11 protein-coding genes are annotated in these 16,257 nt (G+C 72.3%); 9 read left to right on the top strand and 2 right to left on the bottom strand.

Annotated elements, in window-relative coordinates; all coding sequences use genetic code 11:
* The first annotated feature begins 169 nt into the window (after positions 1 to 169).
* From CNQ36_RS11845 to CNQ36_RS11830, 4 genes are all read left to right on the top strand, one after another.
* The gene (locus tag CNQ36_RS11845) at positions 170 to 1,720 is read left to right on the top strand and encodes an alkaline phosphatase D family protein (RefSeq protein WP_121545962.1); all 1,551 of its coding nucleotides are present in this window, start codon (positions 170 to 172) and stop codon (positions 1,718 to 1,720) included.
* 653 nt (positions 1,721 to 2,373) lie between these two features.
* Entirely contained in the window at positions 2,374 to 3,870 is a 1,497-nt protein-coding gene (locus tag CNQ36_RS11840) for a bifunctional cytidylyltransferase/SDR family oxidoreductase (protein WP_121545961.1), read from the top strand.
* Positions 3,871 to 4,064: 194 nt separating this feature from the next.
* Positions 4,065 to 6,134, top strand: a complete 2,070-nt coding sequence (locus CNQ36_RS11835; protein WP_121545960.1) for a hypothetical protein — start codon at positions 4,065 to 4,067, stop codon at positions 6,132 to 6,134.
* A gap of 207 nt (positions 6,135 to 6,341) precedes the next feature.
* A complete protein-coding gene (locus CNQ36_RS11830; RefSeq protein WP_121545959.1) occupies positions 6,342 to 7,568 on the top strand; it encodes a glycosyltransferase family 2 protein in 1,227 nt (408 codons plus the stop codon).
* On the opposite strand, the gene CNQ36_RS11825 is transcribed toward CNQ36_RS11830, so the two are convergent.
* Complete coding sequence (locus CNQ36_RS11825; RefSeq protein ID WP_121545958.1) at positions 7,537 to 9,618, bottom strand: hypothetical protein; 2,082 nt, start codon at positions 9,616 to 9,618, stop codon at positions 7,537 to 7,539. The genes CNQ36_RS11830 and CNQ36_RS11825 overlap by 32 nt on opposite strands.
* A 119-nt stretch (positions 9,619 to 9,737) precedes the next feature.
* Positions 9,738 to 11,153 (bottom strand): polysaccharide pyruvyl transferase family protein, encoded by a 1,416-nt coding sequence (locus CNQ36_RS11820; RefSeq protein ID WP_040907216.1) that lies wholly within the window; start codon positions 11,151 to 11,153, stop codon positions 9,738 to 9,740.
* A 193-nt stretch (positions 11,154 to 11,346) separates the two neighbouring features.
* On the opposite strand from CNQ36_RS11820, the gene proB reads away from it, so the two are divergent.
* From proB to CNQ36_RS11795, 5 genes are all read left to right on the top strand, one after another.
* Entirely contained in the window at positions 11,347 to 12,474 is a 1,128-nt protein-coding gene (gene proB / locus CNQ36_RS11815) for a glutamate 5-kinase (RefSeq protein ID WP_004931436.1), read from the top strand.
* 107 nt (positions 12,475 to 12,581) lie between these two features.
* A complete protein-coding gene (locus CNQ36_RS11810) occupies positions 12,582 to 13,070 on the top strand; it encodes a hypothetical protein (RefSeq protein WP_084828225.1) in 489 nt (162 codons plus the stop codon).
* A gap of 63 nt (positions 13,071 to 13,133) precedes the next feature.
* The gene (locus tag CNQ36_RS11805; RefSeq protein WP_121545957.1) at positions 13,134 to 14,420 is read left to right on the top strand and encodes a glutamate-5-semialdehyde dehydrogenase; all 1,287 of its coding nucleotides are present in this window, start codon (positions 13,134 to 13,136) and stop codon (positions 14,418 to 14,420) included.
* Positions 14,421 to 14,520: 100 nt separating this feature from the next.
* Positions 14,521 to 15,087 carry an SCO2584 family spore wall biosynthesis protein gene (locus tag CNQ36_RS11800; RefSeq protein WP_449336569.1) on the top strand — a complete coding sequence of 189 codons (567 nt, stop codon included), beginning with the start codon at positions 14,521 to 14,523 and terminating at the stop codon, positions 15,085 to 15,087.
* A gap of 87 nt (positions 15,088 to 15,174) precedes the next feature.
* Positions 15,175 to 16,248, top strand: coding sequence for an SCO2583 family membrane protein (locus CNQ36_RS11795; protein ID WP_121545955.1), 1,074 nt, complete (start codon positions 15,175 to 15,177; stop codon positions 16,246 to 16,248).
* Positions 16,249 to 16,257: the final 9 nt, after the last annotated feature.

Below are 16,257 nucleotides of genomic sequence, written 5' to 3'. Positions count from 1 at the left end.
CCGCTCACCTGACGGACCCGTCGCGGCCACGGGATGTTCCCGTGCCGCGGCGGGTTTCCCGTTGTCTCCCTGCTTGTCATGCACGCGCACCGTGGAGTTCAGCGGGCGGACCGACCGGACCGCGAGCTTCCCAGTGTCCGAGCGCCACACGAGGCAGGGGAGTTCGCCGATGACCGGAGCAGTTCAGCCCGACCGCCGCCGTGTTCTGACCGCCGGCGCCGCCGTGCTCGGCGCCGCCGCCTCCGCCCAGCTGTGGCTGCCGGCCACCGCCCGGGCCGCCGAAAGACCGCTCCCCGACGGCGTGTTCAGCCTCGGCGTCGCCTCCGGCGACCCGCTGCCCGACGGGATCGTCCTGTGGACCCGGCTCGCCCCGGACCCGCTGAACGGCGGCGGTATGCCCGACCGCGACGTTCCCGTGGAGTGGCAGATCGCCCGGGACGCCCGCTTCAGGAAGGTGGTCCGCCGGGGCACCACCCGGGCCCGGCCCACGTACGGGCACAGCGTCCACGTGGACGTACGCGGGCTGCGCCCGGACACGGCGTACTGGTTCCGCTTCCGGGCCGGCGGGCAGCTCTCGCGCGTGGGCCGCACCCGCACCGCTCCCGCCGCGCACAGCCCCGGCGGGAGCCTGAGGGTCGCGCTCGCCTCCTGCCAGAACTGGCAGCACGGCTACTTCACCCCGTACGCCGACATGCTGGACCAGGACCCGGACGTCGTGGTGTTCGTCGGCGACTACATCTACGAGTCCACGCCCTCGGCCACCGCCGTACGGCGTCACGAGGGCAGCGGCGAGCCGTACGGCCTCACCCAGTACCGCAACCGGTACGCGCAGTACCGCTCCGACCCCGACCTCGCGGAGATGCACGCCAACGCCCCCTTCGTGGTCACCTTCGACGACCACGAGGTCGACAACGACTTCGCCGGCGAGATCCCGCAGGACCCCGGCAAGCAGGCGCACGACGCCTTCGTCGCCCGGCTCACGGCGGCCTACCAGGCGTACTACGAGCACATGCCGGTGCGCGCCACCGCCGTCCCCGACGGCCCGCACATCCGGATGCACCGCCGGCTGGAGTTCGGCCGGCTCGCCCGGCTCAACGTGCTGGACACCCGGCAGTACCGCAGCGACCAGGCCACCAGCCAGGAGGGCGCCCAGGACCCGGCGCTGACCATGCTCGGAGCCGCGCAGAAGCGCTGGCTGGTCGACGGGCTGCGCCACTCGCCCGCCCGCTGGAACCTGATCGCCTCCCAGATCATGATGGCCGAGACCGACCTCCAGGTCGGCGAGGGCAAGCTCTGGTTCTACGACGCCTGGGACGGCTACCAGGCGGAACGCAACGCGCTGCTCCAGGAGTTCCGCCGGGTCAGCAACCCCGTCGTCCTCACCGGCGACCGTCATCTGACGATGATCAGCGACCTCAAGGCGGACTTCGCCGACCCCGGTTCGGCCGTCGTGGGCGCCGAGTTCGTCGGCACCTCCATCTCCAGCAACGGCGACCAGGACCAGGCCGCCTTCCGCGCGCAGTGGGACCCGCGGCGCGCGGACAACCCGCACTGGAAGCTGCTCGACGCGCACCGGGGCTACCACCTGTTCGACATCCGCCGCGACGGCATCGACGCGCGGGTGCGGGTGGTGGACACGGTGCTGCGGCCGCGGGCCACGCCGAGCACCCTGGCGAGCCTGCGGGTCGAGGCCGGCCGCCCCGGAGTGCACCTCGTCTGACCCGCCGCACGACGGGGGAGCCCGGCGCACCCGCAAGGGTCCCGGGCTCCTCGTCCGCCCCCGTGCGCCCGCGCGAACCGGGGCGGCGAACCGGGGCGGCGAACCGTTTCCCTGCCCGTGCCGGGACCGAATTGCCGCGTAATCCCCATAAGGAATTCCCCGGCAATGGGCTTCCGGAGGAGCTCTATTCGAGACGTGTCCGGCGCGGCCCGCCCGCGCATATGGAGAACCCGTGCAGCCCCGCCCGGCGGGACGTGAAGAAACGCACCCCGCGACGGTTCCCCGCAGGTCCGGCGCCGCCGCCCCGGGGCCGTCCGGGCCCTGCCGCGGACGCCCACGGGGGACGCCGCGGCGAACGGCGCCGGCAAAGGGCGTACCGTTCACCGGACATCGTCGAAGGAACTCGTGAAGGTCCCAGGTCACCGCCGGGCGAGCCCGGGGTGTCCCCTCCGTCACGCACGGCAATGGGACAACTCCTGTGGAGTTACTCACAACAATTCACGGGACGTCCCTGGAACCCTCACGGGGCACCAGGAGTCCTAGGTGAATGAGAGGTTGCGCGCACATATGCGGCGGAGGTCGCTCACCTTGCACTGCGGTAACCACAAGTGGGACCATTTCGAAGTTCCCTGTCGCCCCAAGGTAGGTCACCTGTGTCCCAGCGCATAGCCAAGCCCCGTACCACCGCAGTGATCCTGGCCGGCGGTACCGGTCAGCGGGTGGGTCTGTCGATCCCCAAGCAGCTGCTGAAGATCGCCGGCAAGGCAGTCATCGAGCACACGCTGGCCACCTTCGAGAAGGCCGACTCGATCGACGACATCATCGTGCTGATGGCGCCGGGGTACGTGCCCGACATCGAGAAGATCGTCGCCAAGGCCGGGTTCACCAAGGTCACCAAGGTCATCGAGGGCGGCTCCACCCGCAACGAGACCACCGAGCGGGCCATCGCCGCGCTCGGTGAGGGCCTGGCCGAGGGCGAGGACCGCAACGTCCTCTTCCACGACGCCGTGCGCCCCCTGCTGTCGCAGCGCGTCATCGACGACTGCGTGACCGCGCTGGAGCGCTTCCAGGCCGTCGACGTGGCCATCCCGTCCGCGGACACCATCATCGTCACGCGCACGCACGGCGAGGACGGCGAGTTCATCACCGAGATCCCGGACCGCTCCCGGCTGCGCCGCGGCCAGACCCCGCAGGCCTTCAAGCTGTCCACCATCCGCCGCGCCTACGAGGTCGCCGCGAACGACCCCAACTTCCAGGCCACGGACGACTGCTCGGTCGTGCTCAAGTACCTGCCGGACGTGCCGATCCACGTCGTCGCGGGTGACGAGTACAACATGAAGGTCACTCAGCCGGTCGACGTCTTCATCGCCGACAAGCTCTTCCAGCTGGCCTCCACCGCCACGCCCGAGCAGGTCTCCGAGGAGGCCTACCGCGAACTGCTCACCGGCAAGACGATGGTGGTCTTCGGCGGTTCCTACGGCATCGGCCAGGACATCGCCCAGCTCGCCGAGTCCTACGGCGCGACCGTCTACGCGCTGGGCCGCTCCACCACCGGCACCCACGTGGAGAACCCGGAGGAGGTCGACGACGCGCTGTCCAAGGCGTACGGCGAGACCGGCCGCATCGACTACGTCGTCAACACCGCGGGCGTGCTGCGCATCGGCAAGCTCGCCGAGACCGACAACGCCACCATCGAGGAGGCGCTGAAGGTCAACTACCTGGCGCCGGTGCAGATCGCCCGCTCGGCCTACAAGTACCTCGCCGAGAGCAAGGGCCAGCTGCTGCTCTACACGTCCAGCAGCTACACCCGCGGGCGCGCCGAGTACAGCCTGTACTCCTCGACCAAGGCCGCGATGGTCAACCTCACCCAGGCGCTGTCCGACGAGTGGGCGGGTGACGGCGTCCGGGTGAACTGCATCAACCCGGAGCGCACCGCCACGCCGATGCGCACCAAGGCCTTCGGGCAGGAGCCGGCGGGCAGCCTGCTCTCCTCCGAGGCGGTGGCCCGGACCTCCCTCGACGTGCTGTTGTCCGAGCTCACCGGTCATGTCATCGACGTGCGGCAGCAGGACCCGACGGCGGGTGCGGCGCGGGCCACCGGGTTCGAGCAGGCGCTGGCGTCGGTGTTGGACCGTCAGGACGGCGTGTAATAATCAAGGTCAATTAGTCTCCGGTAATTCAGGCCTCTGCGGTCTCCCGTTAACGCAGTTCAGGAACGGGGCTTCGCGGGGGCCTGAATCCGTACCTCTCGCATTACCCCCAGGCATTACCCACAGGAACAAAACCGGCACCCCCCTCCAAGAGCAGGTTCTCCGTGATATCCACAGCCATTCGCGTCGCCCGCGTGGGCAGCGCGGCCGAGCTGGCCGCGGCGGTCCTCATGATGCTGGGCTACCCCTGCCTCATGCTGGCCGCGCTGGTCCCGAGCATTCCCGCGTTCGCGGCCGCCGCCGCCGTGACGTACCTGTCGGACCACTATCTGCACCGCAGGGGCAGCTACCTGGTCAGCCGCCTCAGCAAGGTGCGGGCCGGTCTGTCGATCCGCTTCCTGATCCGGCAGCTGCTGCTGATCCTGCTGCTGGCCCGCCTGTCCCTCGCGGACAACCTGATCTACTACGGGGCGATCGCCTGCTTCATCGCCTTCTACGGTCTTCAGGCCCCGCACGGCGCGCTCACCACGCTGATCCGCAACCGCCGCCGGATGCCGGTCGCCACCCGCAACATCGACCTGGCCTCCCGCATCCGGATCCCGGACGCGCCGCCGCGCGTGCTGCTGCACCGCGCCGCGGAGAAGATGCTCCACCTGGACCTCGCGGCGGTCGCCGGCATACTCGTCGGCGCCGCGCTGGAGTCGGCCGCCGTCGGCTACACCGGCATCGGCATCACGGTGGGCCTGGGCCTGGCGTACGTCCTCGCCCTGGTGCCCTTCGTGCGCAGCGGGAGGATCCCGCCGAACGCCGAGCGGGTGCTGGGCGCCGTCGACGACTGGCTGCGTGAGTACCGCCCGGAGACCGTGCTGTACTTCTCCGGCTCCCGGGACTCCGCCTACCAGGTGAACATGTGGCTGGAGACGATGGAGCAGCTGGACACCCGTCCGCTGGTCGTCCTGCGCGAGCGGGCCATACTCCAGAACCTGGCGCCCACCACGGTCCCCGTCATCTGCGTGCCCGGAGGGGTGCACCTGATGAACCTGGACCTGTCCACCGTGCGCGTGGCGCTGTACGCGGCGAACGTCGGCAAGAACATCCACCTGCTGCGCGTGCCCACCATGAAGCACGTCTTCATCGGCCACGGCGACAGCGACAAGCTCGCCAGCGTCAACCCGTACAGCAAGGTCTACGACGAGGTGTGGACGGCCGGCCGCGCCGGCCGCGACCGCTACGCCATCGCCGACGTCGGCGTCCGCGACGACGACATCGTCGAGGTCGGCCGCCCGCAGCTGGCCCCGATCGAGACCTGGAAGGGCGTCCCCGGCGACCGGATGCCGACCGTGCTCTACGCGCCCACCTGGGAGGGCTGGGACGACAACCCCGGCAACACCTCGATCCTGCTGGCCGGCGAGAACATCGTGCGGAAGCTCGTCGAGGCCGCCCCGGCGGTGCGCGTCCTGTACAAGCCGCACCCCTTCACCGGCACCCGCAGCGCGCAGGCGAAGGCCGCCCACCAGCGGATCACCGCGCTGATCGAGAAGTCCGCCGCCGAGCGCGCCGCCGACCCGCGGTTCACCGCCGACGCCCAGGCGGGCGCGAAGGCCGAGCTGGCGCGGATCGAGGCCCGGCTGGCCGAGCTGGCCGGCGGCACCGACAGGGGCGACGAGGCCGAGACCAGCCGCGACGGCGTGACCGACGTGGCCCGGCACGAGGAGACCGCACGGCTGCGCGCCGAGTGGAACACCGCGTACTGGCGTTCCTTCCCCGACTGGGAGCACCGCGTCATCACGGGCGCCGAGCCGCGCCTGTACGACTGCTTCAACGTCTCCGACGCGATGGTCTCGGACATCTCCAGCGTGGTCTCCGACTTCATCGCCAGCGGCAAGCCGTACGCCGTCACGGACTCCGCCGAACTCGGCGCGGAGGAGTTCAAGCGGCAGAACACGGCGGTGCGGGCCGCGGTGATCCTCTCGAACGGCGCGGCCGAGCTGGGCGGGCTGCTCGACGCGGTCCGCGACCCGGCCGCCGACGCGCTGGCCGATGACCGCGGGGAGCTCAAGCGCTACCTGCTCGGCCCGGACGAGCCGAAGTCCATCGACCAGTTCAACACCGCCGTCGCGCAGCTCGCGCTGAAGGCCGAGACGCGCAACCTCGGCCAGGAGTCCCGGATCACGGCCGGCGGCCCCGATGTGGAGCTGGCGGACGCGGTGCCCGTGCCGCGGACGTCGACGGCCGGCGAGGCGGACGGCGTCGACGCCGGCTGACCACCCCCGGAAGTCCCAACTGGGCTCGGCCCCCGAGGAGTTGCTCCTCGGGGGCCGAGCCCTTTCGCATGCCCCGACGAGGCGGCGGCGACCCTGTGACGTGAGCCACTAAAGCGTGCCTCCAAGGCAACCCCCTACCTCGAACACCCGTCTAACAGGGAGAGAATGAGGCGATACGGGGGAAATATCCTGTGACGAGGGGGAAAAGTGACCGTGGCGCAGCCTGATGTCACCGTGATCATCGGCGCGTACGAGGCGATGCCGTATCTGGTCGAGTGCTTGGCCTCCGTGGAGGCGCAGACCATCGATCCGGAGCGCGTCGAGGTCATCGCGGTCGACGACGGCTCGACCGACGGCACGGGGGAGTGCCTGGAGGAGTTCGCGGCCCGCGCGCCCATGCCGGTCACCGTGCTCCGGCAGGAGAACTCCGGCGGCCCCAGCGGCCCGCGCAACGTGGGCCTGGACAAGGCCGCCGGGCGCTACGTCTTCTTCCTGGACGCCGACGACCGGCTGGGACCCGAGGCCCTGGAGCGCATGGTCGGCATGGCCGACCGGGCAGGCACCGACGTCGTGCTGGGCCGGATCGAGGGCGTCAACCGGGGCGCCCCGAAGTCCATGTGGGGCCGGACGCTGGAGCGCACCGACGTCTACTCCTCGAACATCAAGTACACGCTCAGCGCGCAGAAGCTGTTCCGCCGCGCGTTACTCGACCGGCACGGCATGCGCTTCGACGAGTCGCTGTTCACCGGCGAGGACGCGCTCTTCACCATGGAGGCCTATCTGCGGGCCGACGGCGTCTCCGTGATCGCCGACCACACCTGCTACTACCTGGTGGGCCGCGAGGACGGCAAGCACGTCACCAAGAGCGGCGGCTACGCCCTGCGGTTCGACTCCGCCCGCGCCCTGATGAACCTGATCGCCCGCCTCGTCCCCGAGGGCCCGCGCCGCGACCTGCTGATGGTGCGGCCCTTCACGGTCACCCTGCTGCCCCAGTTCGGCCCCCGGTTCCTCAAGGACTCCGACGAGGTCCGGCGGCGCAAACTGGAGCTGGCGGGGCCGCTGATGGACGCCCACTGGACCCCGGACCTCGCCCGTCTGCTCAAGGTCGAGGAGCGACTGCGGCTGCACCTGGTGGCCGAGCGGCGGCTGGAACCCCTCCTGGACGTCCTGCGGTTCGTCCGGTCCAAGGAGCGGCCGCCCGCCCTGCTGGAGCGGCGGGGCCGCCGCGTCTACCTCGCCTACCCGCACTTCCGCGACCGCGCCGCGGGCATCCCCGACGCCGTGTACCTGGCCTCCCCGCGCGAGGCCCGGTCCGTCCCCGGGCACCGCGCGGGCGGCCCGGTGTCCGTACTGCGCCGGGCCTCCCGCAAGGCCCGCCGCCTGCTGACCCCGTCCCGCGACGTCACACCGGGCGGAAAGGCCGCCGCGGCGTGAGCGGTCCGCCGGCCTCCGGCGCCGGCGCGTCCGCGGCCTCCCGGCGCTGACCGGGGAAGTCGGCGCTCAGGCGGTGGCCCGCACGGGCTCTGTGCTCCTGTGCCGCCGCGCACAGGGCCTGAACGGCCGCCGCGAAGCGAAGCTGGGACGGCGGACTGGCGGGGCCCAGCAGACGCCGCTTCAACTCCGCCCGGGCGGCGGCGAGTCCGTCCTGGCGCGGATCGCGGACGGACCTCAGCAGGGCCGGCACCCCGGCCGCGTCCGGCGTCAGCACGGCCGCCGCCGCCACCGTCGGGAACGCCGCCCGGAACGCCTCCTCGGACAGCCCGCTGGTGTTCGCCACCGCGTACGGCTTCTCGCTCGCCAGGAAGTCGCTGATCACGCTCGACACATCGCTGACCAGCAGGTCGGCGACGTTGAAGCAGGCGTACAGGTCCGGCCGGGCGTCGGTGACGATCTGGTGCTCCCCCTCGGGCAGCGACGCCCAGTACGCCTCCTCCCACGCCGCCGTCGCCCGCGCCACCGCCGCCGCCCGGCCCGGCTCCGGCGCGGACTGCGCGAGCATCCGCTCGACCTGGTCCGCGCCCGCCCGGAACGCGGCCGTGGTCAGCCGGTCCAGCTCCGCGGTGCGCGAGGCCAGTTCCGCCGACGGCGCGGGGCGCGGCGCGGACCGCTCCCGGTTCGCCGCCCGGATCAGCTCCCGCACCCGCCGGTCGGCCGCTCCCGCCCGGGGGTCCACCGAGCCGGTCAGCGGGTGCGGCTTGTACAGCAGCCGCACCCCCGGGTCGGCGAGCAGCGCCCGCACCAGGTTCTCGCCGGCCGCGACCAGCGAGGTGTTGCCCGGGTTGCCGTCCCAGCCCTCCCAGGTCGGCGCGTAGAGCACGGTGGTGTACGGCCCGGCGGGCGGACCCGCGCAGGGGCGTACGGCGTCCAGCTGGGGGCGGCCGATCTCCACCACGTCCTTGTCCTCGACCCCCACCTCGGCCAGCGCGTACCGCTCGCGCGCCGCGGGGCCTGCCACCCACACCTCGTCGTACGCCTTCGCGTACGGATTGCACGACGACAGCTTGTCGCTCTCCCCGTGGTTGACGAAGGTGTGCTTGATCGTGGGGATGCGCAGCACCTGGGAGGTCTTGCCCGAGTTCGACGGGTGGATGAGCACCTGCAGCGTCGACTGCTCCAGCCGCATCAGCGTGGACACCTTCGGCAGGCACACCACCGGGATGTCGGTCGCCGCGAGCCTCGGCACCATGAACCGCTCCCGCAGGACGATCAGCGGCCGGCCGCCGACCCCGGCCAGCGGCTCCAGCCACATGTTGGCCTGGTAGGCGGAGGAGAGGCCGCCGGAGAAGTACAGGCCGACCGTCGGCCGGTACTCGGCCAGCCAGGCGTCGAACCAGTCGAGCACCTCCCGCTCGCCCGCCGGGCGCCGGCCGGGCAGCAGCCGAAGCAGCAGCGCGCACAGGCCCGCCGACGTGAGCAGCAGGGCCAGCGCGACCCCGGCCGCCCCGTGGCGGGGGTCCCCGGTGACCGCCGTCGCCGTCAGTCCCGCCGTGGCGGGCAGGCCGAACACCAGCAGCCGGTGCCCGGGGCGGCGCAGCAGCGCGGCCGGGGCGGGGGACAGGCGCAGCGCCGAGGCGTCGATGTTCCGGGTCAGCACGGGCAGCGTCCGGGTGCGGCGGACCAGCACGGACGCCGCCTGGACCGTGCAGTGCAGCGCGTAGAAGGCGAGCAGCCCGGCGACCAGCGGGGCGTACTGCGTCTCCCGGTGCTGCTCGCCGAGCCGCAGCAGCCCCACCACCAGCAGCAGATCGCGCAGCACATGGCGGACGGTGACGTCCGCGTGCGACTTCGCGAACAGCGACAGCATCCCCGGCTGCCACCGGTACAGCCCGGCCTCGACGGCCAGGGACACGGCGGTCGAGGCGACCAGCAGCGGCACATGGGGGCGCAGCGCGGCGGCGGCCTGCGCGGTGAAGGCCGCCGCCAGGACGGCGAGGACGAGCAACGGGGCGGCGGTCCGCCGCCGGGGGGACGTGGGTTCGGGCACTGCGGTCACTCCAGGATCGACGCAGAGGGGGCGCCCGGGTTAACGCGCGCCGACCTGCGGACGACACGCGGGTGTCCGCGTCGTGTGGAGTGACCGTGGGGCCGCGGCCCCCATGAGGCCTAGTTGCGGCCTCCCTGCAGTGCCCGGCGCAGCGGGCCGCCCACCACGCGGCGGGCCTTGCGGTACACCGAGGTGGTCGCCGGGGCGGCCACCGAACCGCGGGCGCCCGCCTTGGCGCGGGACAGGTCCCGCTTCAGCTTGGTGTTCTCGGTGGTCAGTTCGCTGACCCGGCCGTAGAGCCAGCCCATGCGTGAGGCGAGGCCGGCGACATCGTCGCCCAGCCAGGGCCGGACGCCCTCCGGGAAGTCCAGGGAGCGCAGCCGCTCCTCGAACGCGGCGCCGCCGTCACCGTGCGAGAAGGTGTTCTCCAGCCCGTTGGCGTCCAGGAACGAGGTGAACCGCTCGAACCGTTCGTGGTGGTTGCCGGTCAGCGCGCCGAGGTCGGCCTCCTCGTAAAGGCGCGCCGGGTCGACGTCCTCGGGCAGATCGTCCATCCGGCGGTGCGGGATCTCGAAGTAGCGGCACAGCTCCAGGGTGCGCGAGTCGGAGCACAGCACCGTCGCGGGCGTGCCGGCCAGCAGGGCCGCGATGTTGCCGTGGATGCGGGAGCCGAAGGAGTAGTCGAAGTCGCGCAGGTCGTCGATCCAGGTGACCGGGTCGATGTAGACGCGGACCTTGTCCTCCCGGTACATCGGGTGGGCGGGATGCGTCGGCATCCCCGTGACCTTGCCGTTCGGGTCGGACAGGTCCTGCCAGTGCAACTGCCGCGCGTCGCTGAGGTTCTGGCCTATGAACCGCAGGTGCGGGTAGCGCTCGTGGGTCCGCCGGACTATCCGGTCCAGACCCTGCTTCTGCACCGCGCTGTGCGAGCCGTTGATGGCGATGCGGGACGCGGAGGTCAGCTCCGGCGCCCGCTTGCGCACCGGGAGGTCCTTGCCGTACATGAACAGCGACGGGCAGCCGATCGTCTCGACGTTCCGGAAGCCCATGTCCTTGAGGTACTTCTCGGTGAACTCGCCGCGCACGCCGATCGAGGCGCTGCGGTCCAGGACGGCGGAGACGAAGGCGCGGACCGACTGCTCCATCGGCTTCAGACGCGCCGGGTCGTAGCTCAGGCCGGTCTGCGCGCCGATGCCCAGCACGACCACCGGGATCCTCAACCTGCTGATCAGGCGCGTCAGCCGCTTCAACTGCGGTTCGAAGGAGGGCCGGAAGGCGTTGGCCAGAGGGACGACGAAGGCGTCATACTCCTCGTTGATCCGGCTCGCCGCGTTCACGTCCGTCCGGATGCCGTTGGAGACCACCTCGGTGCGCGGTGTCTCGAGGATCTTGTGCGAGGCGTCGCTGAAGATCAGATTGCCCGAGTTGGTGGCGAAGACGTCGCGATGCAGGGCCTCCTCCACGGGCACCACGTCGTAAGGGCTCTTGCCGGATCTGAGGAGTATGCGCTTCGTGCGGCGAACGTTGTGTGACACAGGGTTCAAAATACGTTTGCGGAACGTTTGATTTCTATAGGCAATCAACACAACCTTTCGATCGTGCGCGGGATGTGTTCATGTCGTTACGTACGGCGGCCCGTCCGGGGGCTGGACCGTCGCGCGCCGTCCCATCCGCTTCGCGTAGATTGCCTGACGGGCGACCGATCGACGTGAGGGGACGGGCGGCAAGGTGGCAGGGGCAAGACGGGCCGTGGGCGAGGCGCGCAGGATCGTCGTCAAGGTCGGCTCCTCGTCGCTGACCACCGCGGCGGGCGGCCTGGACGCCGACCGCGTCGACGCCCTCGTCGACGTGCTGGCCAAGAACCGCGGCGGCGGAGAGCGGGAGATCGTCCTCGTCTCCTCCGGCGCCATCGCCGCCGGTCTCGCCCCGCTGGGCCTGCGCCGCCGCCCCCGGGACCTGGCCAGGCAGCAGGCGGCCGCGAGCGTCGGCCAGGGCCTGCTGGTCGCCCGCTACACCGCCTCCTTCGCACGGTACGGCGTACGGGTCGGGCAGGTGCTGCTGACCAGCGACGACATGAGCCGCCGGGCCCATCACCGCAACGCCTCCCGCACCCTCGACAAGCTGCTGGCGATGGGCGCCTTCCCGGTCGTGAACGAGAACGACACCGTCGCCACCGACGAGATCCGCTTCGGCGACAACGACCGGCTCGCCGCCCTCGTCGCCCATCTGGTCCGCGCCGACCTGCTGGTGCTGCTCTCCGACGTGGACGGCGTCTACGACGGCGACCCGTCCCGGCCCGGCACCTCGCGCATCGCCGAGGTCAGGGGCCCCGCCGACCTCGCCCACGTCGAGATCGGCAGCGCCGGCAAGGCGGGCGTCGGCACCGGCGGCATGGCCACCAAGACGGAGGCCGCCGGGATCGCCGCCGCCGCCGGCATCCAGGTGGTGCTGACCAGCGCGATCCACGCCGCCGAAGCCCTCAACGGCGGTGACACCGGCACCTACTTCCACCCCACCGGCCGCCGCTCCGCCGACCGGCTGCTGTGGCTCCAGCACGCCTCCACCCCGCAGGGCTCCCTCACCCTGGACGACGGCGCCGTGCACGCGGTCGTGCAGGGCCGCAAGTCGCTGCTGCCGGCCGGGATCGCCGGCGTCGAGGGCGAGTTCAGCGCGGGCGACCCCGTCGAGCTGCGGGACGGCGAGGGGCGGGCGGTGGCCCGCGGACTGGTCAACTTCGACGCCAAGGAGATCCCCCTCCTGATCGGCCGCTCCACCCACGAACTCGCCCGGGACCTGGGTCCGGAGTACGAACGTGAGGTCGTACACAGGGACGATCTGGTGGTCCTGCATCCGTAATGTGCCGAAACGTCCGCCCTCGGTGGTGGACGTTCCGCAAAACCGCCCCGCGATCCCCGGCGGCCTGCTCAACTTTGTCCCGGGGCACAACCACCCGCCCCTCGGACATGTCCGCGCGTAAGGAGGCCGCCGTGCGACGAGTGCGCCCGGGGACGACGTCGTCCCGCGGTGCCGGTTCCCGAGCGGCCGGCGCGGAGCGCGCCCTGACCGGCGTCGCGGCCGGTGACCGGTTCCCGGGCGGCGAGCCCCGGGACCTGCCCCGCCTGTGGCACGTCACCCTCAGCGTCTCCGGGGAGCCCGCCCCGGTCGCGGAGGTCCGCCGGGCCCTGGAGCAGCTGGCGCACGACCACCCCTTCCTGCTCACCAGCCGCTACGCCGACGACCACGCGGAGATCCGCTACTGGGAGGAGGCCCGCGACCTGCACGACGCGGCCGCCGTGGCGCTGCGCCTGTGGGGCGAGCACCGCCGGACGGCGGGCCTGCCGCCCTGGGAGATCGTCGGCCTGGAGGTCATCGACCGGGCCACCTACCACCAGCGCGTCGCTGCGGGCTACGGGCCGGTCCTGGCGACACCGGTCGGCGTCCACCCCTTTTGACCCGTGTCTCATGGTTCGGGATGACGGAGGAGGGCGCCCGCCGCCCGCACTACCCTTCCCTCCATGACCACGCTCTCGCCGTACGACTCGATGTCCCCGGTCAGCCAGGCCGCCTACCGGGCCAAGGGGGCCGCCGCCACCCTCGCGCCGCTGCCGCGCGCCGCCAAGGACGACGCGCTGCTCGCCATCGCGGACGCGCTGGAGGTCCGCGCGGGCGAGATCGTGGAGGCCAACGCCGAGGACGTGGCCAGGGCCCGTGAGGCCGGCACCGGCGAGGGCATGATCGACCGGCTCACCCTCACCCCGGAGCGGGTGCGCGCCATCGCCGCCGACGTACGGGACGTGGCCGCGCTGCCCGACCCGGTCGGCGAGGTCGTCCGCGGCTCCACCCTGCCCAACGGCATCGACCTGCGCCAGGTCCGGGTGCCGCTCGGCGTGGTCGGCATCATCTACGAGGGCCGCCCGAACGTGACGGTCGACGCCGCCGCCCTCTGCCTGAAGTCCGGCAACGCGGTCCTGCTGCGCGGCTCGTCCTCCGCCTACCGCTCCAACACCGCGCTGGTGCGGGTGCTGCGCGACGCCGTGCACGGCGCGGGGCTGCCCGCCGACGCCGTCCAGCTGGTCCCCGGCGAGAACCGGGACAGCGTGCGCGAGCTGATGCGCGCCCGCGGCCTGGTCGACGTGCTGATCCCGCGCGGCGGCGCCTCGCTGATCAACACGGTGGTCCAGGAGTCGGTCGTGCCGGTCATCGAGACCGGCACCGGCAACTGCCACGTCTACGTCGACGCCCAGGCCGACCTCGACATGGCCGTCGAGATCCTGGTCAACTCCAAGGCCCAGCGGGTCGGCGTCTGCAACGCCGCCGAGACCCTCCTGGTCCACCAGGACATCGCCGCCGAGTTCCTGCCCCGCGCCCTGGACGCCCTGGCCGACGCGGGGGTGACCGTGCACGCCGACGAGCGCGTGATGGCGTACGCCAAGGACTCCCGCGCCACCGTCGTGGAGGCCACCACGGAGGACTGGGAGACCGAGTACCTCTCCCTCGACATCGCCGCCGCGGTCGTCGACTCCCTGGACCGGGCCGTCGAGCACATCCGGCTGTGGACCTCGGGGCACACCGAGGCCATCGTCACCACCTCGCAGGCCGCCGCCCGCCGGTTCACCCAGTTGGTGGACTCCACCACGGTCGCGGTGAACGCCTCCACCCGTTTCACCGACGGCGGCCAGTTCGGCTTCGGCGCGGAGATCGGCATCTCGACGCAGAAGCTGCACGCCCGGGGGCCGATGGGCCTTCCCGAGCTGACCAGCACGAAGTACATCGTCACCGGCGACGGTCACGTACGGCGCTGAGACGCCCCGTGCCCCGGATCCGCCGGTTCGGGCGTCCCGGCAGAAGGATGAATTTCCATACCGTCTGCCCAAAATGACCCCCCAGGTCTACTCTGGACGTGTGCCGGAGGACGTGGGGGGCACGCCGTTCCCTGACGGCTGGGAGCCCGACGACGACCACGACCGCGGGGTGTCGGACGAAGAGTTCGCCTCCGTGGTCTTCGACGAGGCCTTCGTGCGGGCGGCGGAGGTGCACGAGCCGACCGCCGTGGAACGCCTCCTGGCCGCCGCGCAGGCCAGAGCCGAGGCCTCGGAGGCCGAGGCCCGCCGGGCCCACGCGCGCGGTGAGCGGTACGACGACGGGTACGGCGGCTACCGGGTCGGCCCCGGCCGTGACGACCCGGACGACGACGCCGACGCCCTGGACGACGACGACTACGGCTCCCCGGGCCCGTACGGCAGGCAGGTGCGCTGGCACCGCCCCGTCGCCTGGATGCTCGCCCTGGTGATGGGCGTCGGCATGGTCGCCCTCGCCTTCTCCGCCGTCTACCGCGGCGCCTCCTCGCAGCGGCAGGAGCCGGCCCCGCCACCCGCCACCAGCGGCGTCGAGCAGGGCGGCGCGGTGTCGCCGTCCGCCTCCGCCGACTACTCCAGGACGACCGTCCCGGTGATCCCGCCCAGCCCCTGAGAACGCCCCCCGCCTGGTGCGGACCTGACAGAACTTCGGCCCCGGCAGGGCGTTTACCGGGGCTCGCGCGGACCTACCCTTGAAGGTATGGGAGGGCCTTCGGACCCACCCGAGGGGACGCCCGAGGGAGCCCCCGGAGGTGGCGAGGACGAGTACCGGTCCGTCGTCTTCGACGAGTCCTTCGTCCGCGCTGCCCGGCTCCAGGAGTACTCCGCCCGGGAGCGCATCACCGACCACGCGCCCGCCGTGCGCCGCCGCCCGCCGCTGCGCCGGAGCGGACTGTCCCGGCAGGCCCTGATCCTGGTCGTGCTGATCGCCGTGGCCTTCGGCACCGCCGTCTACATGGGCGTGCGCCACCCCTACCGCAACCCCGCCGCCGAGAGCCCCGCCGAACCGCTGCGGACGACCGTGATCCCGCTCGCCCCGCAGGGCAAGGTCCCCGGCGCCACCAACGTCGAACAGCTCTACGCGCACAGTCCGGCGGCGCAGTTCCGGCCCGGCGCCGAGGGTGTGCCGCTGCCGGTGTCCCGGCGCACCGCGCACTTCTCCGACGGCCAGGTGGTGGCCGCGCTGCTCACCGCGAAGGACTACATCGTGCGGTCCGCCCTCGACCCGGGCGTGCTCACCGGCGGCCAGACCCGCCGCGTCCGGGTGCTCCTCGACTCCGGCCAGCAGGACCAGTTCGACCAGAGCTTCGACCGGCCCACCGCCGACGGCCGGCACGCGCCCTCCGGCTGGCTGGTCCGCTTCGACCCCGCCCGGGTGAAGCTGGCCGACCGGGAGATCCGGGTGCAGGGCACCATGCAGGCCGCCGAGACCGACTCCTCCACCCTCGAGGTCACCACGGACCACACGTTCGTCTACGCGCTGCGCCCGGCCGGCCCGGACCGGAACACCGAGGCCTCGCTGTTCACGGTCCGGCGCGAGCTGCACTTCCGCTTCGACCGCGACGACCTGCGCCTGCACCAGACCGAACTCGTCGTCGCCCACGTCCAGGCCGGCCCGCACTCCTGCGCCGAGGACTCCGCCGTCCGGCTGCGCCCCCTGCTGGCCGGCCAGACGGCGAAGGAGGCCGCCCCCGCCGGCACCGACCCGTACGCCACGGGCAGCACCCCGGCCCTGTGCGGCTCCCTGGCCCCCGGCGCGCAGCCGAAACTCTGAGCGCCGGCG

The sequence above is a fragment of the Streptomyces fungicidicus genome, from assembly GCF_003665435.1.
Classification (GTDB): Bacteria; Actinomycetota; Actinomycetes; order Streptomycetales; family Streptomycetaceae; genus Streptomyces; species Streptomyces fungicidicus.
Note: the sequence above shows the minus strand (reverse complement) of the source record. Positions and strands in the feature narration are given on the sequence as shown.

Coding starts and splice junctions, on each gene's coding strand:
- CNQ36_RS11810 (WP_084828225.1), top strand. CDS start 12,582: ATGTCCGCGCGTAAGGAGGCCGCCGTGCGACGAGTGCGCCCGGGGACG.
- CNQ36_RS11795 (WP_121545955.1), top strand. CDS start 15,175: ATGGGAGGGCCTTCGGACCCACCCGAGGGGACGCCCGAGGGAGCCCCC.
- CNQ36_RS11845 (WP_121545962.1), top strand. CDS start 170: ATGACCGGAGCAGTTCAGCCCGACCGCCGCCGTGTTCTGACCGCCGGC.
- CNQ36_RS11805 (WP_121545957.1), top strand. CDS start 13,134: ATGACCACGCTCTCGCCGTACGACTCGATGTCCCCGGTCAGCCAGGCC.